Here is a 22217-nt window from a genome sequence, read left to right as displayed (position 1 = left end):
GTTTAAATTAAGTATAAAATAGCGCAACTTTTTCCCAAATTTAGCCCTCGTAATTTTCACAAGGCAACCTTATGTTTTCTGCCCTTATGCGCATGAGCTTAGTCTCTCGAATCATCATCGCCATTATTTTAGGTGTGGGTGTGGCTGTGGTATTTCCCGAAGCTACTCCCTCATTAAGCCTATTGGGCGACCTGTTTATTAAAGCCTTGAAGTCTGTTGCACCGATTCTGGTTTTCATTTTAGTTTTAGCTTCTATCGCGAATTTTAAGGTGGGTCAATCCAACACCCCCATCAAACCGATTATGATCATGTATGCAGTGGGTATGTTCCTTGCTGCACTGAGCGCCGTGGTTGCGAGTATCTTATTTCCAAGTACGCTGTTTCTGGATATCGCTGCACAAGCTGACTTACAGCCACCGGGTAGTCTGGTAGAAATCCTGAAGAATTTACTGCTCAGTTTTGTTACCAATCCGGTCGTTGCGATTGCTGAAGCAAACTTTATTGGTATTCTGGCTTGGGCAGTGGCCTTGGGTATTGCCTTCCGTCATGCATCGGATAGCACCAAGACGCTTTTGAATGATGCAGCCTTTGCAGTGAACTATGTGATTCGTTTAGTGATCAGCTTTGCACCTGTGGGTATTTTTGGTCTGGTTGCGGTGACTTTTGCTGAATCTGGTCTGGATACACTGACCAGTTATGCACATTTACTTGCTGTGTTGCTCGGAACGATGGTTTTTGTGGCACTGGTGATTAATCCGCTTCTGGTTGCCTTAATGACGCGTAACAACCCGTATCCACTGGTGTTCACCTGTTTGCGCGAAAGTGGCATTACCGCTTTCTTTACCCGTAGTTCAGCAGCCAACATTCCAGTCAATCTGGATCTGGCAAAACGTCTGGGTGTTAAAGAATCGACTTCAAGTATCGCAATTCCTCTGGGTGCTACTATCAACATGGCAGGTGCTTCTGTGACCATTACTGTATTGTCATTGGCGGCTGTAAATACTTTGGGGATTAGCGTCGATTTCAGCACTATGCTCATTCTTTCTGTGGTGGCAACCGTTTCGGCATGTGGCGCTTCAGGGGTTGCAGGCGGTTCATTGTTACTGATTCCAGTTGCATGTGGCCTGTTTGGGATTTCTTCGGATATCGCCATGCAAGTCGTTGCGATTGGTATGGTCATCAGCGTATTGCAGGATTCTACTGAAACCGCGCTAAATTCATCGACCGATGTTTTATTTACTACAGCAGTAGACCGCGCATCAAATTGATTTTATATTGATTAATCAATATGTTTAGCCAATGATTTTGTTATGCCATTACAGCGTTTACCTACCTGGGTACAATTAGGGGCGTTTTTTCTTGCGGTCAATGCCGGCATGATTAACGTCCTGGGTCTGGTGACGGTACTTCACCAGTCTGTTTCACATATGACCGGTAATGTCAGTATGCTGGCCATGGCCCTGCTAAACTGGCAACCAGAACAGATGTTGTATCTCTTTCTGGTCACACTCTGCTATGTCATTGGTTCATCCTATAGCGGACTGATTCTTGGAAATAGTCACTTTCGCCTGGGGCAGCTTTATGGTTACCCTTTAAGCTTGGTGGCTATTTTTATTTTGATCTGCTGGTTATTATTGCCCTATTTCCCGCGCTATGCCTTGTTATGGGCCTGTGTCGCCATGGGTGTGCAAAATGCCATGGTCAGCCATTATAAAGGCGCCATTATTCGCACCACGCATTTATCTGGCGTACTGACCGACCTCGGCTTGGCGATGGGCTACCGTTTGCGCGGTTTAGAGGTAGAATCACGACGCGTGGTTCTGCATCTGCTTATTTTGTTCGGTTTTTTAAGCGGCGGCATTCTTGCCAGCTGGCTATATCCTTATTTAAAATTAAATGCATTCCTGATCCCGGCAGTGCTGAGTCTGGTTCTCAGTCTCACGTATTGGGTGATTTATTTACGTTATCGACATCAACACGACTAATATCTGGACATTCTCATGGTTAAAAATGCATTGCAGGCACAATTGTTAAAGGCAGGATTGGTCGATAATAAAAAAGCCAAAAAACTGTCTAAACAGGCTGTGCATGAAAAACGCACCGGTGACGGTACCGAGGCTGAAATCAAGGCCAAGATTGAACAAGACAAACAGCAAAAAATGGCCAAAGATCAGGCGATTGAGCAAGAGAAAAAAGCAGCTTTGCAGGAAAAAGAACTGAAAGCCGCAATCATGCAAATGATTAATCAGCACAAAATCCGTAATACTGACGGCGATGCGGTGTATCAGTTTATTGATGACAGCAAAGTCAAAAAGGTCTATTTAAACCAGCAGATCTATAATGCGCTGGTGGCAGGCAGTCTGGTCATTGCACGTGAAAATGACAGCTATGCTTTCTTGCCAAAAGCGCTGGCAGATCGTATCAATGCGAAAATGCAGGGCTTTATCATTGTGAATAATTCAGAGAAAAATGAAGAAACCACCGATGAAGAAGATCCATATGCAGCTTATGTTATTCCTGATGATTTGATGTGGTAAGCCTCGCGATATCATTACTGAAATATCGAAAATCAGAAACCGGCGAATTCGCCGGTTTTTTATTTGTATGTGCTGTTATTTAATAATTCACATTAACAAATATGTTTTAAAAAGTTATCCAATATTAAAAAATCTGATCCAAAACTATAAACTTGATCTAAATTTTTGATTGAAGAGAAAGATCGTTTGGAACAGTTTAATTTTATTCGGAATATTCAAGAATGGGCAAATCAGTACCCATGGCTGGAAATGCTATCTTCACTGAGTATTGTGATTTTACTGGCGATTCTTGCCAATCTATTTGCCAAACAGATTGTGGTACGCGGAATACGTCAACTGATTTCCAGAATGCCTTTTGCCAATAATCAGATTTTTGCTGAGCATAGCGTGATTCGCCGGATTGCCAATATTGTTCCCGCAGTAGTGATCATGAACGGGATTACCACAGTACCGCATTTATCTGACAAGGTTGAGTCCTTTGTGCAAATGGGGGCACAGGCTTTTATTTTCCTGACGATTGCCTTAGCTCTTGGTGAATTACTGAATATTTTTAACCTGGTCTATCAGCGTAATCCCAAGTCACGTAACAAACCGATTAAAGGTTATTTGCAGCTGGTCAAGCTGATTATCTTTATTGTCTGTGGCCTGATGATTCTCGGCACTTTCCTGAAAAAGGATGTCTTTACCTTGCTGGCTGGCTTCGGTGCCATGGCCGCGGTGTTGATGCTGGTCTTTCAAAATACCATTTTGTCGCTGGTGGCGTCGGTTCAGATTTCATCCTATGACATGGTGCGTATTGGCGACTGGATCGAAATGCCCTCGCTGAACGCGGATGGCGATGTCATTGATATGTCATTACATACCATTACGGTACAGAACTTTGATAAAACAGTGACCACGATTCCGACCAATAAACTGGTGACGGATACCTTTAAAAACTGGCGTGGTATGCAGGAAGCCGGTGCGCGCCGGATCAAGCGCTCGATTCATATTGATCAAAGCAGCGTACATTTTATGTCGGCTGAAGAACAGAATAAGCTGAAAAATTTTATTTTGCTGGATCAATACCTGAATACCAAATCAGAGGAACTGGAACAATTTAACCTGCAACTGAGCCATCATTCGCAATATAACCAGCGCCGTCTTACCAATTTAGGAACCTTTCGTGCTTATGTAGAGTTTTATCTGCAACAGCATTCGGGCATTAGTAAAAATCATTCCCTGATGGTGCGCCAATTACAGCCAACCAGTGAGGGTTTACCGTTAGAGATTTATGCCTTTACCAATACCACCGCCTGGGTCGAGTATGAAAATATCCAGTCTGATATCATGGATCATCTGCTGGCGATTATTCCGGAATTTGGTTTAAAGGTCTATCAAGCGCCTTCAGGTCTTGATTTAAAGGAAGCATTTACTCAACCATCTTCCATTATTACTTAAACACAAGTCATCCAATTCCAAGCCTGAGGTGCTGCTGCATTTCAGGCTTTTTTATTTCCTCATCTATTTAAAACCTGACTGGCATAAATCTGGCTTTAGTTTAATTTTTATAATCCAAGTTTTAATTGAGTGAATCATTTTGTGGCAATTTCACCCAATTACGGGCTTAAAAAAACAGAATCCTTTATAATTCCCGAAAAGCAAAATGCATGATAAGAGTACGATAATGTTTCGATGGCTTGAAAGACTGGTTGACCCCTATCCCACCAAAAATCTGAACCAACCTTTACCGACCAAGTTTTTTCCATTTGTCTGGCAGGCAGCCTATGGAGTCCGCCGTTATTTGCTGATTCTGGTACTGTGTACTGCCGGTGCTGCCAGCTTCGAAGCTTTTCTGTATTCAAAAATTGGTGAGCTGGTGAACTGGCTCAGTAAAAGCCAGCCCGATACTTTTCTGGAACAGCATGCTAGCAATTTAACCTTACTGAGTATTGTTCTTCTGGCCAATATTTTTTTCGCTAGCGCCCAATCCCTAATTAAGCATCAGATTTTGTATAGCAATTTCCCGATGCGTTTACGCTGGCGCTTTCATAATCTGCTCATGAAACAAAGCCTGGATTTTTTCCACAATGATTTTGCCGGACGATTATCGGCCAAAGTTATGCAAACCGCTCTGGCAGTACGCGAATTCTGGGTCATTCTGGGTGACATGCTGGCTTATGTGCTGATTTATTTCATCACCATCAATATTGTTTTGGGTGCAATTTCACCCTTGCTGATCATTCCATTGATGGTCTGGCTAGCCTTGTTTATCTGTGCAGCGTGTTATTTCATTCCACGTTTGAGCAAAATTTCCAATGCTCAGGCGGATGCCCGTGCCGTCATGACCGGGCGTATTACGGATGCCTATACCAATATTCAGACCGTCAAGCTATTTGCTCATGCCGGTCGTGAAAGCCAGTATGCCAAGACCTCTATGCAGGAATTTATGGTAACGGTATATAAACAGATGCGTCTGGGTGCGCAATACGAAATCAGCATCTTGCTCTTAAGTGTGGTGTTGTACGGTGGCGTACTGGGTACCGCGATCTGGTTGTGGATGGAAGGTCAGGCCGAGCTAGGCATTATTGCAGCAACCACGGCAATGGTACTGAAACTGAACAGTATTGCCGAATTTATGATGTGGCAGACCTCAGCCCTGTTTGAAAATGTCGGTACCATTCAGGATGGTATGAAAACTTTAGGCCGCAAAATTGCCATTGAAGATAAACCGGGTGCCAAAGAGCTACAGCTCAATCACGGTGAAATTAAATTCGAAAATGTCAGCTTTGCCTATAATGATAAAAATGTGATTGATCAGTTTAATCTGACCATTCGCCCAGGTGAAAAAATTGGTATTGTCGGCCGTTCAGGTGCAGGGAAATCTACCCTGATTCAACTGTTGCTGCATTTTTATCATATTAACCAGGGTCGTATCTTGATTGATGGTCAGGATATTGACGATGTAACTCAGGACAGTTTGCGCAAGAATATTGCATTAGTGACTCAAGATACTTCACTGCTACATCGCACTGTCGCGGAAAACATTAAATATGGTCGTCCAGATGCGACTGATGAAGAAATGTTTGAAGCTGTGCGTAAAGCCAAAGCAGAAGAATTTATTCCTAATCTGACGGATTTGCGTGGCAAAAAAGGCTATGAAGCCTATGTCGGTGAACGTGGCGTGAAACTTTCCGGCGGACAGCGTCAGCGAATTGCAATTGCACGTGTATTCCTGAAAGATGCGCCGATTCTGATTCTGGATGAAGCGACCAGTGCGCTGGATTCTGAAGTCGAAGCAGCAATTCAAAACAGTCTGGACGACTTGATGCAAGGTAAAACCGTGATTGCAATTGCGCATCGCCTGTCTACCATTGCCCAGATGGATCGTCTGATTGTACTGGATCAAGGTCGAATCGCCGAGCAAGGCACGCATGATGAACTGGTGGCATTAAATGGCATCTATGCCCAACTTTGGCAGCGTCAAACTGGTGGCATGCTGATTCAGCAACAGGTCAAAGCATTAAAAGATCATGAATAATATGATCTCTAGAAGATTTCAAAACTTCTAATGATTTGCTCGTCCTTAATATTGAACAGGTCTGGAAAAAGGAAAACTTTGCCCAGACCTTTCTTTTTAAAATCTTCTATACAGATGAACCTTAAGTTGCCATCTATCTGGCATTTTAATGAAATGACATAATTCTCTAGTTCTGAAAGCGCTCTGATAAAGTCCTGTTCAATTCTTAATAAAACTAGACCAATCGTCCTGTCCTGAGCAAACAGATGCTGGGATGCGACTTGTTCAATAAAATAATTTTAATTTCATCAATAAAATTATGCGGTTTAAATTGATTTTAATGCTGAATTCAGGCTAATCTGCCAGTGGCAGAGTCACAATCGCCAAAATTTTGTCCAACAATTTTAATGAAAAATTTGGCGGCTTCATGCCAATATCTATTTATAAATAAAAAAATTTGAATGAGTGCAACGGATCGCGCATGAAAACAATTGCTCCACGCCAAGACCAAGGAATTCCAGGTGTTTACGGTCTCCTGCTTCTCGATGTCATTTCCCGCTGGGGTTATAATAATGAGTCGCTTTTCCAACCTTTTGGCCTGACTAGTGAACAGTTGGCAGATCCTGATTTTCGTATTCCAACCCCTGTCGCCAACGAACTGGTGAAATATGCCCTGAAACTGACCGGCGAACCGACCTTGGGCTATCATCTCGGCACACAGATGCGGATCTCGATTCATGGCTTTATTGGCTATGCGATTATGACGGCGAATAATATTACCGATGCGCTGGTCTTGGCGAATCGATTTATTCAACTTCGCTTACCCTTCCTGCAACTATTTTTCTCGACCTTTGGTGCCAAAGCCACGGTACAGCTGCAAACCGATATTCAGCTTGAACCTCTGCGCACCGAAATTTCCATTGCCTTGATGATTGGACTGATCAGTATGGCCAAGGCCATTACAGGTGTTACTGATGCGACAGGAGAAATCGACTTCGATTTTAAGAAGCCGGAAGATTTTGAACGCTTTATGGCGAAGTTCCCCACCCATCAGTTCCGTTTTGAACAACCGCATTTAATTCTGAGCTTTGATAAAAGCTACCTGATGAACAAGCTGGTGCATGCCGATCCGATTGCCAGCCAGATTGCGATTAACCAGTGTGAAACGGAACTTTCTGCCTTGGGTGAACGGCATCGGATTGCCATGCGTGTCCGGGATATATTGACCCATGCCGAGCAGCATTATCTGAGTATTGAAAGTGTGGCAGATCGCTTACACATGTCTGACCGCACCTTAAAACGTCAACTCGCCGCCGAAGGCACCTCCTTTTCTACCCTAGTCGATGAAGTTCGTTACCGGCATGCCACCTCATTATTGTCCCGGACAGATTTCACTCTGGAACAGATTGCCGATGAACTGGGTTATAGTGATGTCGCCAATTTTAGCCGGGCGTTTAAACGCTGGAGTGGCCGCAGCCCGAGCAACTGGCGCAAAGATCCTTATTTATAAAGGAGCATAAGCCTTTTGTTTTTCTTAAAAAGAATGTATAAAACATGTCAAAAATGATCTTAAGATTTTTAAGGAGTTATCAATGAATCATCCTGCAGAATTAAAGTACGCAAGTACACATGAATGGGTCCGCATTGAGGGTGATCTTGTTGTGACCGGTATTTCCGACCATGCACAGGATGCGTTAGGCGATTTGGTCTATGTCGAAGCACCAGATCTTGATTCACATATCACTGCGGGCGAACAAGCTGGCGTGGTTGAATCAGTAAAAACAGCTTCTGATATTCATGCGCCGGTGTCTGGTGTGGTAGTTGAAATCAATCCTGATCTTGAAGATGATCCTGATTTCATTAATGACGACCCATATGGCAAAGGCTGGATTTATAAAATCAAGCCAGACAATATGGCAGATGTCGAAAAGCTGCTTTCCAATACAGAATATGAAGCTGGCCTCTAAACTGGTCTAAGATTCAGATAATCAGCCTCCGGGCTGATTTTTTTATTAAAGATTAATCGTTGTATTTCCCAGTTCAAATTAAATTTCATGCATTTATCATGAAATATCATTGTATTTTTCACTTATTTTTCACTTATTTTTCCTAAAGTCTTGCTCATATCCATTTCGCTCCTGAATAGGTCGCGCTTATTTATAACAATAATTTCCCATGCTGAGCCCAGCGTCTTACAGCATATCATTTTAGGAAAATCATGAACGCCAATGCAGCGCCATTATGGACCAAGTCATTTGTGCTTTGTCTGGCCAACAACCTGTTTTTATTTATTTTCTATTTTGCGCAAACCACAATTTTGCCGATTTATATCTTAAAAGAATTAGGCGGCAACCTGACCCAGGCGGGGCTGGCCATGACTTTGTTTATGGTCTCTGCCATTGCAGTGCGACCTTTTAGCGGTTTAATTATCGAAAAATTTGGGGTACGTAGAACCCTGATTATTTCAGAAGTGTTTTTTAGCCTGTTTTCACTTACTTATCTGCTGGCAGATCAGCTCACGATTCTGTTTATCATCCGTTTCTTCCAGGGCATCTGGTTCAGTATATTGACTACAGTTTGCGTGCCTGTGGTGAACCAATTTATTCCGGAGCAGCGTAAAGGCGAAGGCATGGGCTATTTTGTCATGTCGGTAAATCTGGGGATTGTCTTGGGTCCTTTAATTGGTCTGAGCCTGATGGAATACTGGTCTTATTTTCAGGTCAGTACGCTATTGATCGCCTTAGTTTTTATCGGATTTGCCTTCTGCTTTTTAATTCCGGTAAAAGAGCCTGAAAAAATCATCAAAAACACTAACAAGAAAACCTCGCTTGAGCTGACAGATTTTGTGGAAAAGAAAGTGCTGCCTGTCGCGGTATTGGCCATGCTGATTTCTTTTTCTTATGCGAGCATCATGTCTTTTATCGCCCCCTTCGCAGCCAGCAAGAATTTAATGGCCTATGCCGGTTTATTCTTTGTGGTTTTTGCGATTTCCATGATGAGCTTACGGCCGATCACCGGAAAAATTTATGATCGTAAAGGCCCGCAATATGTGATTTATCCGGCATTGGTGGCTTTTAGTCTGGGCCTGTTTTTACTCAGCCAGATTCAGACCCTATGGGGATTTATGCTAGCTGCAGTCATGGTTGGCGTGGGCTTTGGCAGTGTGCAGCCGTGTATTCAAACTTTGGCAATTCAACGTGCGCCCAAGCATCGAATTGGCTATGCAACCTCAACTTTTTATACTTTTTATGATCTGGGTATTGCCATCGGTTCATTGCTGATTGGTGCGATCATTGCAGCTTATAGTTATCAGTTTGCTTTTCTACTGTGTGGTATTTTAACCTTAAGCAGTATTGTTTATTTTAAGCTGATGGTACAACGCAAAACCGTCTAATTTTATGGATTGAATTGAATAATAAATAAGATAAATAAAAACAGGCAGAAAATTCTGCCTGTGATTTTTTGAATAACTATTTATTCTGACACCAAAGTATTCTCTGCTTCTTTCTCATCCGCTTTTGGATCTTGCATCATGGTGAATTGGGTTGCTTCACTAGCTGGTGCAGTACTGTCCTGACGATTGCTTTTCAGCTTGATCTGCAGGCGTAACTCATTGGTAGAATCGGCATTGCGCAAGGCTTCTTCATAGGAAATGGCGCCTTGGTTATACAGGTCAAATAAGGCTTGGTCAAAAGTCTGCATGCCCAGTTCACGGGATTTCGCCATAATGGCTTTCAGCTCATGGAATTCACCTTTCAGAATCAAGTCTGAAATCAGTGGTGTATTTAACATGATTTCAATCGCTGCCCGACGGCCCTTACCATCCTGAGTACGGATTAAACGCTGTGAAATAATCGCCTTCATATTGGATGACAAATCCATCAATAATTGGTTCCGGCGTTCTTCCGGGAAGAAGTTAATAATCCGGTCCAAAGTCTGGTTGGCATTGTTCGAGTGCAGCGTTCCCAGACACAGATGTCCGGTTTCAGCAAAAGCAATTGCATGTTCCATGGTTTCAGTATCGCGAATTTCCCCAATCAGAATTACATCTGGCGCCTGACGCAAGGTATTTTTTAGCGCGTTATGCCAAGAATGGCAGTCCACTCCGACTTCACGATGAGTAATCATGGATTTTTTATGCTTGTGCACATATTCCACTGGATCTTCTACAGTGATGATATGCCCGGCCGAATTTTCATTACGGTAGTCAATCATTGCAGCTAATGAGGTTGATTTACCTGAACCGGTTCCACCGACCACCAGCACCAGTCCGCGTTTTTCCATAATCACATGTTTGAGTGACTCAGGCAGTTTAAGCTTCTGGAAATTTGGAATTTCTGCAGTAATAGTACGAATCACCATACCAACATTAAGTTGTTGTACAAACACATTTACCCGAAAACGGGAAACACCTGGCACGGTGATGGCAAAATTGCACTCAAGTTCAGTTTCAAATTCTTTACGCTGTTTATCATTCATCAGGCTGTAGGCAAACAGCTTAGTTTTTTCAGCGGTGAGTTCCTGCTGTCCAAAAGGTTTCATTAAGCCTTGATGTTTAATACTCGGTGGAAAATCAGCCGTAATAAATAAATCCGAACCGCCATATTCCACCACCTTGGTCAGCATGTGATGCATGAATTTTTTTGCTTCGTCCAATAATTCTACCGTGAACATCTTTTCCCCCAGAAATGCACAACTGCACAAATCTCAATCTTAGATTTATGCCAAAATATTTTGATTTCATTGTGCAGCGTTTTTTAAAAAGCCTCAAACACATTTGATTTATAAAGAAAATATTTTAAAGTTTTTATGTGATTTACTTCAATAAAAATGAAATTAACCTGCAATATGTACGCTTTTTTAAAGCAACTCTGCTCAAAAAGAAGATTGTCATTTAAATGGTAAAACTCTATCAGACGACTCATTATTTGTCCTTTAAGACATATAGAGTATTATTTTTCTTTCCTTATGATTACCAACTTCCCTATTTTTTATGTACCAATTTCGGTTCTATCACATGTAATAATGACTTATGAAAAATAGGACAATGTTTATAAAAATTGAACAAAACCGTGGAACATTATTTAAATATTGAGCGTGGAATGTGATAGATCATTAAAAAAGCCCAGGCACAGATGCTTGGGCTTTTTAAGTCAATATAAGATATTGTTATTAAAATAAAAAGTTCTTAATTTCGAATAACGTGTATTATGTTAATTTTAGAAAATCTTAATCTTTAGCTAACATAATCATCAGTTGATATCACTTGAGCATATGCAAATTCAAAAGCGGCCATTAATGTTGCATGAACATGGCCCGCAGGTACTTTAACGCCATTAAATTCAAGGTCTAGTGTTGCACAAGCATCATGAATAACTTTTACCTTATAACCAAAATCAGAAGCAGCACGAACAGCAGCATCAACACACATATGGCTCATAGCACCAATCACGACTAACTCAGTCACTTGATTGCTATCTAAAATTTCTTTGAGATTCGTATTTAAGAACGCATTGATGTGATTTTTAATGATCACAGATTCATCTTCTTGCGGCTTAACTGTGTCCTGAAATTCAATACCATTTGAGTTGGGTTCAAATATAGGAGATTCAGCATTAGCAATATGTTGGACATGAATAACTTGTGTACCCTGTTGACGGGCCTTCGCAATTACTTTCACTGCATTAGCAGCAGCTTGTTCAATATTTACCAATGGTAATTTACCTGTAGGTAGATATTCATTTTGTAAGTCGATAACTAATAAAGCTGATTTTGACATATCTATTCCTTTACTTAACTAATATTTGTTTTGTTCTGCTTAGGATTTTAAAGAAGTGGAAGTATTCCACTTCTTTAAGTTTCTTTAGAAAGAAAGCGTTTCACCATCAATAGGAATTAAAACCTTATCTTGAATCCCTTTGTCTTTTACGTACTCTGCAAGCTCAGCACGTGTTACTGACATGTGGTTAATTGCATCCATGTGAACAGCAACCACTTTAGCATTTGGTGCTTTCTGAGTTGCACGATAAGTATCTTCTTTGCCCATAATAATGGATTCTTTAAAGCCATCAACCAAGGCGTTACCTGTATTTAAGACAATCACATCAGGTTTAAATGTTTGAATCGCTTGATCAACTTCAGAACGCCAGATGGTATCTCCTGCCACATAAACAGTTTCATGGCCAGCAGCTTCAAATACCACACCCATTGCTTCACCTAATCCAGCTTTAAGCTTAGGAATACGGTACATGGCATCAGTACCGTGTTGACCACCAGTTTTAGTGAGCTTAATCCCTTCAAAGGTCGCTTGCGTTAATACACGGACATCTTTGAAGCCTTGTGACTGAATGATTTTCTGGTCTTCTTTATTCTGTACAAACAACGGCATGTTTTTCGGAATAGTCGCTTGTGCTGCATCATCCCAATGATCTAAATGGGTATGGGTCACGATTACCGCATCTACACCTTCTAAAATCGTTTCGGGCTTGATAGGCAAATCGACTAATGGGTTCCGTAAATAGCTACGATGAGTATCAGGAAAACCTTCATAGAATCCTTTTTTAGCAAACATTGGGTCAATTAAAAAAGTCGTATCAGCATAGGTTACTTTAATCGTTGCATTGCGAATTTCTTGTATATGCGTAACTTTAGAAGTATCTCGCTGAACCACCTTATCATTCGCATATAAATGGACTGAAGCCATTGCCAGAGAGAGTGCAATAACAGAGCTACTTAAAATTTTATTCATGTTCCAGATCCAATCATTTAGTCATACTCGAATCATGATAGGAAAAATCAAATAATAAAATTGTCCTTAAGGACAATCATCGAAACTATTGGGACAACATGCTATATTTATTATTTTACAGAGGTAGATCGAATGGCTATACCAGTGATTGGATTATTCGTTTATCCCAATATAAATCCATTTCACTTCTCTATCCCCCATATCATTTTTAATATCAAGATTGAAGATAAACGCTTATTTGATCTGAAAATTTTTTCTATAGATGGCCAACCCGTAAAAACAGAACAGTCTATGATGATTATCCCTGATGGTGGGATTGAACTCATTAAAGAGTCGGATCTTATTATTATTCCTGGATGGGATGATTTTAATCATGAGCCTGAACAAGTACTTATCGATGCCCTAAATTGTGCATATCAGACTGGAATTAGAATTGTAGGGTTATGCTATGGAACTTATGCATTGGCATATGCTGGTTTACTTGATCATAAAAAAGCAGCTACGCACTGGATGGCTGAACAAGATTTCAGTGAGCGATTTCCACAGGTTCAGCTTGATCATGATGCCCTGTATGCAGAAGATCAAAGGATCGTAACCTCTGCTGGAACAGGCGCAGCGTTAGACTGCTGCTTATATTTGGTACGTGAAATCTATAATGCACAAATTGCGAATAAAGTCTCTAGAGTAATGGTAATTCCGCCTCACCGTGAAGGTGGGCAAGCTCAGTTTATTGAACAGCCAGTAGCAGAATCGAGCCAGGATGCACAAATTAACCTATTACTTGATTTTTTAAGAAAGAATTTAGCTTTACAACATAATATTGAAAGCCTAGCTGAACGGACACATATGACACGTAGGACGTTCACACGGCATTTTAAGAAAGCGACAGGTATGACCTTAGTCGATTGGCTGAATACTGAAAGAATCAGATTAAGTTGTGAACTCTTAGAAACAACAAACTTGTCTATCGAAAAGATAACCGAGCTTTCAGGTTTTAATAATACAGTGTCATTTAGAAAAAATTTTCGTGAAAAATATGGCACCAGCCCTCAGGCATGGAGAAAAGCTTTTGGGATCATTAATGAGGATAATCCGCCCCATTTAACATAATGGGTATTATATGAAATACCTTTTAAATAGTTTTACTTATCAAATACTTAAATCAATAAACCCGAAACCAAAAAGATCAAAAAATAGACTTTTTAACAACTCGTATTTTTTTAATCATGTTTGTAATATTTTGCCAATAAAATTAATCACTTTTTAATCGAATCGAGGATTTTTTCAATGGCCCGGTCTTCCTAAGGCCAAAACTGTCCCCAATTTCTGGAGATAAAATTTAAGTATATATTATGCACATCTTAGCAAAAATTAATCTCGACCTTTGCGTCTATTTATTCATTATATTTTTAAACTGTTTAATGAGCAATTTTAAACATCAAGGTAAATTTCCTCATTAACTTTTTCTGTCTTTCCTCAATCAATTGAGGAAAGACGTCATGCAGTTTTAAGCACTACGCTTTAAACTTTCTAGTCGTAGTGAGTCAGTCATATTTAACAACAGTTGTTCTGTTTTTGTCCAGCCCAGACATCCATCAGTTACAGACTGACCATAAGTCATTTGCTCAGAAATTTTCTGGTTACCATCAACAAGGTGACTTTCTAACATTACGCCACGAACATTGGTCTGTAAGCGTTCTGCTACGATCTGTTCCAGTACTTCAGGCTGTAGCATCGGATTTTTCGAGCTATTACCATGACTACAGTCAATCACCAATGCCGGTAAGTCGATTTGATGTTTGGCCCGGATTTTCTCAATTTCTGACAATTGGTAATTTGGTCCGCTATTCGAGCCACGTAAAATCAAATGTGCTTTCGGATTACCTTGCGAGTGTAAAATGCATGGCAAACCTGACTGACTCATCCCCAAGAATTGATGTGGATGAGAGGCAGACTGAATGGCATCCAGAGCAATCTGGATCGAACCATCAGTACCATTTTTGAAACCAATGCTATATGGCATATGGCTGGAAATTTCGCGATGAATTTGCGATTCGCTGGTACGTGCGCCAATCGCACCCCAAGCCAGTAGATCATCGAAATAAGCGGTTGCCATCGGGCTAAGAATTTCAGAGGCAATCGGCAGACCTATTCCAATGATTTTGAGGTATAAGTCACGGGATTTTTCCAAGCCCAATTGCATATTGGATGAACCATCCAGATTTGGATCGTAAAGGAAACCTTTCCAGCCTACGGTAGTCCGCGGCTTTTCGATATAAGCACGCATCACCAGGAAAATCTGATCAGATAGCTGTGACTGAAGCTGTTTTAATTTTTCTGCATAGTCTAGCGCGGAAGCTTCATCATGAATGGAACATGGGCCTGTGACCACCATTAAACGATGATCCTTGCCTTCTAATATATTTTGAATAGTTTGACGATGTTCAGCGACCTGGCTGGCCAATTGCGGAGACAGTGGCAATTGCTGCTTAAGCTGCTGAGGTAAAATTAAAATGCTTTCAGCATGATGTTGTTGTGATGTATTTGGGGTATTCATGACTTTAATCCTGGGACTGGCAATCAGTCCAAACTTTTATTTGAGCGTTATGGGTCTAATCGAAGGTGTTGTGAGTGTCATTAGCTGACTAAAATAAGACCAATAAAAGTTGTTAAAGTATGAATAGTTAAAGTTTGTCATGGCTGTCTCCAAAATATTATATAAAAATGAAAGGCATAAAAAAACCTGATCAGGGTTGCCGATCAGGTATAAACTGGTGGGCAACCTTTTCATTGCCCAAACGCATTCAGGCAATTAGCTAAACTGCCAGAAATAAAAATATGCGTTTGAAATGATAGGTTGCTTTAACATGTTATGTCTTTCATAAAATGTGATTCTGAAATTAAAATACGCGCTCTGTGATCATTTGACAAGCATTAAATATAAAAAAATATTTATTAACTTTTCTACTTTTATTTATCGATTCATCAAACCGTGATATGTATCACCAAAAGTGGTAAAACCCACAAACCTATCGTGGGTTTTACCAAAGAAACTTCAGTTTAATCCAAAGATTAAAAATTAACGTGAAACACGATTCCAGGCATCACGCACTGCAAATTTAGCCTGTTCCCAGTTTAAACGTGATTCGCCTTTCATTTGTTCCCATTTCAGTCTCAAATCAGGTTCTACGTCTTCAAAACGGGTATGGGCATCATAGCTGCCACGGTTTTCATAACCGACTCGATAGGCCGTATCATAATCACGGTCATAATCCAGATCACTATAGGTAGTACGGGCATCTGAATAGTATGGCGTATTGATCGAATTATCACGCCAGTAAGCCTGTTCTTCAGTTGGATTTATAGCTTCGCCTACACCTTTACCTGCCAGACCACCAACGACCGCACCAACTACTCCACCGACAGCGACACCGACTGGACCGCCTGCAGCCCCAATAGCTGCACCTGCTGCTGCGCCACCTGCAGCACCAACACCTGTACCTACAGGATGCGCGCCAGGTTCACCAGTAATTGGATCAGCATTTAAATCATCGCGGACATCTTTAGGCGCATTCTTAATTACATCACGATCAAAATTATCATTCGACATAGAGCTTATCCTTATTCTTTAAAATGGTTTTAGCACGTATTTTCATACGTCTTATTTAATATAAGCATCTGGCATGTAATGACATTAGCAGGCGTGTGTTGTTTCAGTGACTCTCTGTGAGGCTTTCATGCACTAATGTATCCTGAATCAAGTGAAAGCCGCATAAAAAAGACCGGTTTAATGCCGGTCTTTTTTAGATTAAAACAGCTTAGTCAAAATGAATGACTGTACGGATCGACTTGCCTTCATGCATCAGGTCAAAAGCTTCATTGATCTGATCTAATGGCATGGTATGAGTCACAAAAGGTTCAAGCTGAATTTCACCTTTCATGGATTGCTCTACCATTCCTGGTAATTGTGAACGGCCTTTCACCCCACCAAACGCAGTACCCATCCATTTACGACCTGTGACTAACTGGAATGGACGAGTTGAAATTTCTTTACCTGCACCGGCTACACCAATAATCACCGACTGACCCCAGCCACGATGCGCACATTCTAGTGCTGAACGCATTACATCTACATTACCGATACATTCGAATGAATGGTCTACACCCCAACCGGTCATTTCGACGATCACTTGCTGGATCGGCTGATCATAGTCTTTTGGATTCAGGAAATCTGTCGCACCAAACTGTTTCGCCAGCTCAAATTTATCCGGATTGGTATCAATCACAATGATACGGCCGGCTTTGGCCTGACGTGCGCCTTGTACCACAGCAAGACCGATACCACCTAAACCAAATACTGCAACACTGTCACCTTCCTGAACTTTAGCGGTGTTATGTACCGCACCAATACCGGTAGTCACACCACAGCCAAGCAGGCAAACATGCTCATGGTTGGCTTCAGGATTAATTTTTGCCAGAGAAACTTCAGCAACCACGGTATATTCAGAAAAAGTTGAACAACCCATATAGTGATAGATCGGCTCGCCATTATATGAGAAACGGGTCGTTCCATCTGGCATGACGCCTTTACCTTGGGTCGCACGCACAGCAACACACAGGTTGGTCTTACCTGACTTACAGAACAAGCATTCGCCGCACTCAGCAGTATAAAGCGGAATCACGTGATCGCCCGGTTTCAGGCTAGTGACGCCTTCACCGACTTCAACGACCACACCCGCACCTTCATGACCCAAGATTGCAGGAAATACACCTTCAGGATCTTCACCAGACAAGGTAAATGCATCAGTATGACACACGCCTGTATGGCTAATTTTTACCAGTACTTCACCTGCTTTTGGTGGAGCAACATCCACTTCTACAATTTCTAATGGCTGGCCTGGACCAAACGCAACTGCTGCACGTGATTTCATGTAAAACTGTCCTTTTTTTGCTGATTTACAGATGACTAACAGTAACCTCTTTCTATTCGGAGATTCAACTATTAACATCACCAGATAAGGAATAAAAGATCCTATAATTAATGGAACATCAATGACTAAACCTTCGCCCTTTGTATGTTTGAGCATTTTTACTTTTAGCATCATGCTTTCTGGCTGTGAACTGGCTCCTAACACTGCTGAAGAAGCGAAAATTACGCCGGTTCGACCTGCGCACTGGATCGACAATCAACTTTCAAAACAACAAATCAATAGCGGTAAAACGGCTTTCTTGCCGCTCTATGATGGCTTTATGAGTATGGCAGCGCGTCTGCACCTGATTAACAAAGCCAAATATCATCTGGATCTGCAATATTACATCTGGAAGGATGATTATATTGGCAATATGATCTTGTCCCAGCTCTTAAAAGCTGCCGATCGCGGTGTCAAAGTGCGGGTTCAGATTGATGATCAAAATGGCACCCAGCTTGATGACAAGCTTCTTGCTCTAAGCCAGCATCCAAATTTTGAAGTCCGGATTTTTAATCCCTATAAATTTCGTCATTTACGTGCGCTGGATTATGGCTTCCGGATGAAAAAGGTTAATCATCGCATGCATAATAAATTGATCATTGCAGACGGAACTGCAGCCGTGACCGGCGGCCGCAATATCAGCAGTGAATATTTTGATGCCAGTGAAGATTTCCAATTCACCGATGTGGATATATTCTTTGCGGGTCAAAGCGTAACAGATGCCAATCAGACCTTTATTAACTTCTGGAATGATGATCTGAGTTATGACGTTCGACAGGTGCTGAATGATGCCGGCCATCCTGAAATGCTCAAAAGGCTCAGAGCTGAATTTGCACGTGAAGATGTCGATGAAACTGAACTCAAACGCCGGGTGGGCATTGCCGAGAAACAAGTCGAACAGCACTTAAAAAAACAACCTATTCATTGGGCGCCGGCTTATTTTGTTGCGGATAGTCCCGCAAAAGCCCGTCCCCATGCCAAAAATGGCGATTATATTTATACCCATATGCTCGAACTGATGGGTGAGCCAAAAAAACATCTGGAACTGGTGTCCTCGTATTTTATTCCCACGCAAAAAGGGGCCGACTATTTAACCCGTCGTGCGCAACAAGGCGTGAAAATCAGAATCCTGACCAACTCTTTTCAGGCCAATGATGTGGCTGCGGTGCATGCCTATTATCAGCAATATCGTCAGCAATTATTGAAAAGTGGCATCGAACTCTGGGAATTTAAGCCCTACATTGTCCGTCCGGAACGCACCTGGTATGAAATTATGACCGGAGACATCATCCCGGCTAAAAACAAAAACAGCTCCAGTTTGCATGCCAAATTCTTTGATCTGGATGGCATGGTGTTTGTGGGTTCATTTAATTTTGATCCGCGTTCGGCCTATCTGAATACCGAAGTCGGTCTGGTCATTGAGTCGGAAGATTTTCAGAAGGAAATTGCCAGTGCGATGGATCAGTACTTACCACGCGTGGCTTATCAGCTTAAGCTGAATGAAAAAAATGAAATGATTTGGCTAGAACATCAAAAAGATGGCCGTAGCATTCAACATTCACATGATCCGGAAACTACAAAATTCCAGCGTTTTATGATGAATCTGGTGACGAAATTTCCCGGTGAATGGTTAATGTAATGACATTGGAATGACCTTAAAATTACATGCTATGAAAAGCCCGTATTTCGAGAATAGCCGATTAACCTAACTTAGTCCGATCATCTTTTAAAAGGTTTTACAGTCGATTGCGCTTACTTTAGAATTACACTTTTCTCGTATTTTGCGATTGTTCGCCCTCCACTCCCATGCAATTTTTTGATTTAAGCCGTCAGTTTAAGTTCAGTGATATTCTGACGCCTGTAAAAACTCTCCATGATTTATCCCAGCAAGAATGGTATTTGGCCAGAATTCGGGTGGAACATGACTGTCTGTCCGACTCCGATACGGTCGAGGGACAGGTAGTTTTGAAATCCAGTGAAAATATTCAACTTGAACTGGAATGGCTGATTCAGGATAGCGGTTATGAATTACAGGTTTTATTTAAAGGTGTAGAAACCGAAGCCACTGATCAGACCGGTATTATGTTGAAAGGTGCACAACTGGTCGATGAACTGCAGCAAGTACTCTCTGCCCAAGCATTGAGCTTATGGATTGATGGCACTCTTTTGCCGATGTTGCCCGAGATCCGTCAGGAAATTAAAGCACGTTTAAACTTATGGGATTATGTCGAATACGATGGCTAATCGCCGAGTTTTGCATTTTTTAAAGAGCCTATGGAGCTCTTTTTTATAATCTGAATAACGATTTAGATTGATCAAACTGCCGTAGCTTCAGTTTTTTCAGGCAATGCCGAGCTGGGTAACTTGTTATAAAATTTATAAAAATAATAAGAGAATCAAGGCATGATTTCTGATAATGAATGGCAACAGATTCGCCAGGTGGTCGCTGATGCACAACGGGCCGCCATGCATTGCTCTATTGCAACAGTCAACTCCAAAGGCTTTCCTAGTATTACTCCGATCGGAACCGTATTCCTCAACAAAAAGACCAGTACGGGTTTCTTTTTTGATACTTATTCCACTACTTTTTCTGAGAATTTACAGCATCAGCCGATGGCATGCATACAGGCTGTGAACAGTAGCAAACTGTTTTGGTTTCATTCGTTACTTAAAGGTAAATTTAAGCGTTATCCAGGAGTACGCTTATATGCAGAAATTGGGCCTTTACGTCCGGCCTCACCTGAGGAAATACAGCAGGTGGAGTCGCGTATTCGAGCTTTAAAATGGACCAAAGGTAGCCAGTTAATCTGGTCCAGCTTTCATCATGTCCGGGAGATTAAAATTAATAGCCATCGCTGGGTTGAATATCCAAATATGAATAAATAAAGCCAATAACTTACAAATAGTAAGTTTATGTCTTGTCTGTAGCCTAAAACCTCTTTAACCATTTTATCTGATTATTGGATTAAATATTAAACTAGACCCACATGTTCAAACATCAATCGGTAACTTTCGGCTTTTTTCTCTAGAGAAACCGGATATGCTCGAGAAGATGAAGGCATGCGATATAAATACAGATCACGTCCGACAAAATGGGCCTCGCTAGGCTGACCAATACTCGGCTTTAAAGTCCCTTCAGGCATAGACAGCATCATGGTGTCTGTGGCCTTGTCGCCTGTGGTCATAATATGATTGCACTGCGGCATTTGGCTGAGTAGTTGCTCAATATTGGTAGGTACTACAATTTCCAAAAATTTGTCTGAAGCATTGCCCTTTAAACGCCGGATCTGATAGCCACTATCAAAAATCGCAATCCCCGTTTCTGTTAAAAACTCCCGGATCAATTGTTCCTGAAATTTTTTATTGGGTAGATCTAAAAAGTAATCTTTATTTTCAAAGAAAATCAGTCCAAAAATCCGCCACATATCATTCTGATAATTCGGATAATAAAAGTTCATTTTCCAACGCGTTGCAGGTGGCGGGAAGCTGCCCAACATCAGTAATTTGGCATTGGGCGGTAAAAATGGCGGTAGTGGATGGGTTTCAATATCAGACATAGAATTAACTAAATTAAGAGATTTCAACTATTTTAGAAGGTCTTCCGAATCTTGCCAGCTACTTCTTGTCCCCAAAGTGTATAAACTTCCTTACTCGGATGAAAACCATCTGCAGCCATTTGTAAATTCATGGCACGATACTTCTCAATATCATATTCAATCCATTGCATATTCACTTGCTGATTCACAAATTTTTCCAATTTCAAATTCATGTGTTTAGCATATTTGCCAAATAGCCAAGCCAAAGGATTCGGTAGTGCTGGAAACATATTCATTGGCGGCACACCGGCAGCAATAATCAGTTTCGGACTAAATTTTTGCTGGATTTTGCTATAAAGCTGTTCCTGTTTCTGAATCCAGACCTCGGCAGGCATCAGTTTGGTCACGTCATTGACGCCAACTGAAGTGATGATTACATCATAGTGCTGGACTTCCATCTGGTCCAAAGCACGAATCACTTTTGAGCTGGTATCGCCGGTTTTTGCCTGTAATTTCCATTCAATTTCAAAGTCACTTTTCAGTTTATGCAGAATTGCACCCAGTAATGCATCATCCTGATGTTCTACTCCTACACCTGCCGCCGCGGAATCTCCTAAAATGAGCAGAGAAAGTTTTTTGCCTGTTCCGGTTCGACCTTGACGTTTTCCCAGTGGTTCAGGCAACTTCAAGGTATTTTTCTTGACGCGATTACCCTGAATGACAAGTGCAGGAATCAAGGCAATGGTGGCAGCTTTCAGCAACATAGTGGGCTAATTTATATAAAGATATACTTGATTTTACCTGAGTTTATTCTTTTGAACTATTTCCTCAACAGTCATTTTAAATGAATGTTCACCTAAATTTGATTGAGATAGGAGTCTTGCAAAATATAGGCTTAGATATTTTTGTGACATTAAATAAATCACA

General features: G+C 41.3%; 20 protein-coding genes. 12 read left to right on the top strand and 8 right to left on the bottom strand.

Translation table 11 applies throughout. The features are described 5' to 3' along the window. Positions 1–71 precede the first annotated feature (71 nt). From sstT to ACO1B7_RS14125, 8 genes are all read left to right on the top strand, one after another. Positions 72–1268, top strand: coding sequence for a serine/threonine transporter SstT (gene sstT, locus ACO1B7_RS14160; RefSeq protein WP_423090273.1), 1197 nt, complete (start codon positions 72–74; stop codon positions 1266–1268). A 42-nt stretch (positions 1269–1310) separates the two neighbouring features. Then, a complete protein-coding gene (locus ACO1B7_RS14155; RefSeq protein ID WP_174894375.1) occupies positions 1311–1985 on the top strand; it encodes a YoaK family protein in 675 nt (224 codons plus the stop codon). A gap of 15 nt (positions 1986–2000) precedes the next feature. Beyond that, entirely contained in the window at positions 2001–2537 is a 537-nt protein-coding gene (locus ACO1B7_RS14150) for a DUF2058 domain-containing protein (RefSeq protein WP_004647065.1), read from the top strand. A 165-nt stretch (positions 2538–2702) separates the two neighbouring features. After that, a complete protein-coding gene (locus tag ACO1B7_RS14145; protein WP_005266301.1) occupies positions 2703–3977 on the top strand; it encodes a mechanosensitive ion channel family protein in 1275 nt (424 codons plus the stop codon). Positions 3978–4203: 226 nt separating this feature from the next. Next, the gene (locus ACO1B7_RS14140; protein ID WP_423090272.1) at positions 4204–6057 is read left to right on the top strand and encodes an ABC transporter ATP-binding protein; all 1854 of its coding nucleotides are present in this window, start codon (positions 4204–4206) and stop codon (positions 6055–6057) included. A 460-nt stretch (positions 6058–6517) separates the two neighbouring features. Beyond that, positions 6518–7546 carry an AraC family transcriptional regulator gene (locus tag ACO1B7_RS14135; protein WP_005246182.1) on the top strand — a complete coding sequence of 343 codons (1029 nt, stop codon included), beginning with the start codon at positions 6518–6520 and terminating at the stop codon, positions 7544–7546. Between the two features lie 82 nt (positions 7547–7628). Continuing rightward, on the top strand, positions 7629–8003 hold the full coding sequence (gcvH, locus tag ACO1B7_RS14130) for a glycine cleavage system protein GcvH (RefSeq protein WP_004280423.1): 375 nt from the start codon (positions 7629–7631) through the stop codon (positions 8001–8003). Positions 8004–8254: 251 nt separating this feature from the next. Continuing rightward, entirely contained in the window at positions 8255–9430 is a 1176-nt protein-coding gene (locus tag ACO1B7_RS14125; protein WP_423090271.1) for an MFS transporter, read from the top strand. 80 nt (positions 9431–9510) lie between these two features. Here the strand turns inward: ACO1B7_RS14125 and ACO1B7_RS14120 are convergent, their stop codons facing one another. From ACO1B7_RS14120 to ACO1B7_RS14110, 3 genes are all read right to left on the bottom strand, one after another. Next, complete coding sequence (locus tag ACO1B7_RS14120) at positions 9511–10710, bottom strand: PilT/PilU family type 4a pilus ATPase (RefSeq protein WP_420937645.1); 1200 nt, start codon at positions 10708–10710, stop codon at positions 9511–9513. A 562-nt stretch (positions 10711–11272) separates the two neighbouring features. Next, positions 11273–11815, bottom strand: a complete 543-nt coding sequence (locus tag ACO1B7_RS14115) for a cysteine hydrolase family protein (RefSeq protein WP_423090270.1) — start codon at positions 11813–11815, stop codon at positions 11273–11275. An 84-nt stretch (positions 11816–11899) separates the two neighbouring features. Continuing rightward, positions 11900–12784, bottom strand: a complete 885-nt coding sequence (locus tag ACO1B7_RS14110; protein ID WP_004733158.1) for an MBL fold metallo-hydrolase — start codon at positions 12782–12784, stop codon at positions 11900–11902. Positions 12785–12916: 132 nt separating this feature from the next. Between ACO1B7_RS14110 and ACO1B7_RS14105 the strand changes: the two genes are divergently transcribed. Further along, positions 12917–13894 (top strand): GlxA family transcriptional regulator, encoded by a 978-nt coding sequence (locus tag ACO1B7_RS14105; RefSeq protein ID WP_423090269.1) that lies wholly within the window; start codon positions 12917–12919, stop codon positions 13892–13894. A gap of 397 nt (positions 13895–14291) precedes the next feature. Here the strand turns inward: ACO1B7_RS14105 and ACO1B7_RS14100 are convergent, their stop codons facing one another. The 3 genes from ACO1B7_RS14100 to ACO1B7_RS14090 form a co-directional block, all read right to left on the bottom strand. Then, complete coding sequence (locus ACO1B7_RS14100; RefSeq protein WP_423090268.1) at positions 14292–15341, bottom strand: 3-deoxy-7-phosphoheptulonate synthase; 1050 nt, start codon at positions 15339–15341, stop codon at positions 14292–14294. Between the two features lie 522 nt (positions 15342–15863). Beyond that, positions 15864–16394: a hypothetical protein gene (locus ACO1B7_RS14095; protein ID WP_004280428.1), complete on the bottom strand. Its 531-nt coding sequence runs from the start codon at positions 16392–16394 to the stop codon at positions 15864–15866. Between the two features lie 208 nt (positions 16395–16602). Beyond that, on the bottom strand, positions 16603–17715 hold the full coding sequence (locus ACO1B7_RS14090) for an S-(hydroxymethyl)glutathione dehydrogenase/class III alcohol dehydrogenase (RefSeq protein ID WP_004280430.1): 1113 nt from the start codon (positions 17713–17715) through the stop codon (positions 16603–16605). A gap of 121 nt (positions 17716–17836) precedes the next feature. Here ACO1B7_RS14090 and ACO1B7_RS14085 point away from each other — a divergent pair, with 121 nt between their 5' ends. The 3 genes from ACO1B7_RS14085 to ACO1B7_RS14075 all read left to right on the top strand — a co-directional run bounded on the left by ACO1B7_RS14085 (position 17837) and on the right by ACO1B7_RS14075 (position 20640). Then, positions 17837–19393, top strand: a complete 1557-nt coding sequence (locus ACO1B7_RS14085) for a phospholipase D family protein (RefSeq protein WP_423090267.1) — start codon at positions 17837–17839, stop codon at positions 19391–19393. A gap of 167 nt (positions 19394–19560) precedes the next feature. Next, on the top strand, positions 19561–19998 hold the full coding sequence (locus tag ACO1B7_RS14080) for a hypothetical protein (protein ID WP_423090266.1): 438 nt from the start codon (positions 19561–19563) through the stop codon (positions 19996–19998). A 159-nt stretch (positions 19999–20157) separates the two neighbouring features. Beyond that, the gene (locus tag ACO1B7_RS14075; protein ID WP_423090265.1) at positions 20158–20640 is read left to right on the top strand and encodes a pyridoxamine 5'-phosphate oxidase family protein; all 483 of its coding nucleotides are present in this window, start codon (positions 20158–20160) and stop codon (positions 20638–20640) included. Between the two features lie 86 nt (positions 20641–20726). Here ACO1B7_RS14075 and ACO1B7_RS14070 read toward each other — a convergent pair whose 3' ends face one another. Both ACO1B7_RS14070 and ACO1B7_RS14065 read right to left on the bottom strand, forming a co-directional pair. Next, complete coding sequence (locus ACO1B7_RS14070; protein ID WP_044108343.1) at positions 20727–21311, bottom strand: uracil-DNA glycosylase family protein; 585 nt, start codon at positions 21309–21311, stop codon at positions 20727–20729. Positions 21312–21343: 32 nt separating this feature from the next. Next, entirely contained in the window at positions 21344–22054 is a 711-nt protein-coding gene (locus ACO1B7_RS14065; RefSeq protein WP_423090264.1) for an SGNH/GDSL hydrolase family protein, read from the bottom strand. Between the last annotated feature and the right edge of the window lie 163 nt (positions 22055–22217).

Origin of the sequence: Acinetobacter lwoffii (genome assembly GCF_049367455.1) — a bacterium.
GTDB lineage: Bacteria > Pseudomonadota > Gammaproteobacteria > Pseudomonadales > Moraxellaceae > Acinetobacter > Acinetobacter lwoffii_W.
The sequence above is the reverse complement of the archived record's forward strand: the minus strand, read 5'-3'. Positions and strand labels throughout refer to the sequence as shown.

Bases quoted from the DNA above. Each gene is read 5' to 3' on its own strand.
- sstT (WP_423090273.1), top strand. From the start codon at position 72: ATGTTTTCTGCCCTTATGCGCATGAGCTTAGTCTCTCGAATCATCATC.
- ACO1B7_RS14155 (WP_174894375.1), top strand. From the start codon at position 1,311: ATGCCATTACAGCGTTTACCTACCTGGGTACAATTAGGGGCGTTTTTT.
- ACO1B7_RS14150 (WP_004647065.1), top strand. From the start codon at position 2,001: ATGGTTAAAAATGCATTGCAGGCACAATTGTTAAAGGCAGGATTGGTC.
- ACO1B7_RS14140 (WP_423090272.1), top strand. From the start codon at position 4,204: ATGTTTCGATGGCTTGAAAGACTGGTTGACCCCTATCCCACCAAAAAT.
- ACO1B7_RS14135 (WP_005246182.1), top strand. From the start codon at position 6,518: ATGAAAACAATTGCTCCACGCCAAGACCAAGGAATTCCAGGTGTTTAC.
- gcvH (WP_004280423.1), top strand. From the start codon at position 7,629: ATGAATCATCCTGCAGAATTAAAGTACGCAAGTACACATGAATGGGTC.
- ACO1B7_RS14125 (WP_423090271.1), top strand. From the start codon at position 8,255: ATGAACGCCAATGCAGCGCCATTATGGACCAAGTCATTTGTGCTTTGT.
- ACO1B7_RS14120 (WP_420937645.1), bottom strand. From the start codon at position 10,710: ATGTTCACGGTAGAATTATTGGACGAAGCAAAAAAATTCATGCATCAC.
- ACO1B7_RS14115 (WP_423090270.1), bottom strand. From the start codon at position 11,815: ATGTCAAAATCAGCTTTATTAGTTATCGACTTACAAAATGAATATCTA.
- ACO1B7_RS14110 (WP_004733158.1), bottom strand. From the start codon at position 12,784: ATGAATAAAATTTTAAGTAGCTCTGTTATTGCACTCTCTCTGGCAATG.
- ACO1B7_RS14105 (WP_423090269.1), top strand. From the start codon at position 12,917: ATGGCTATACCAGTGATTGGATTATTCGTTTATCCCAATATAAATCCA.
- ACO1B7_RS14100 (WP_423090268.1), bottom strand. From the start codon at position 15,341: ATGAATACCCCAAATACATCACAACAACATCATGCTGAAAGCATTTTA.
- ACO1B7_RS14095 (WP_004280428.1), bottom strand. From the start codon at position 16,394: ATGTCGAATGATAATTTTGATCGTGATGTAATTAAGAATGCGCCTAAA.
- ACO1B7_RS14090 (WP_004280430.1), bottom strand. From the start codon at position 17,715: ATGAAATCACGTGCAGCAGTTGCGTTTGGTCCAGGCCAGCCATTAGAA.
- ACO1B7_RS14085 (WP_423090267.1), top strand. From the start codon at position 17,837: ATGACTAAACCTTCGCCCTTTGTATGTTTGAGCATTTTTACTTTTAGC.
- ACO1B7_RS14080 (WP_423090266.1), top strand. From the start codon at position 19,561: ATGCAATTTTTTGATTTAAGCCGTCAGTTTAAGTTCAGTGATATTCTG.
- ACO1B7_RS14075 (WP_423090265.1), top strand. From the start codon at position 20,158: ATGATTTCTGATAATGAATGGCAACAGATTCGCCAGGTGGTCGCTGAT.
- ACO1B7_RS14070 (WP_044108343.1), bottom strand. From the start codon at position 21,311: ATGTCTGATATTGAAACCCATCCACTACCGCCATTTTTACCGCCCAAT.
- ACO1B7_RS14065 (WP_423090264.1), bottom strand. From the start codon at position 22,054: ATGTTGCTGAAAGCTGCCACCATTGCCTTGATTCCTGCACTTGTCATT.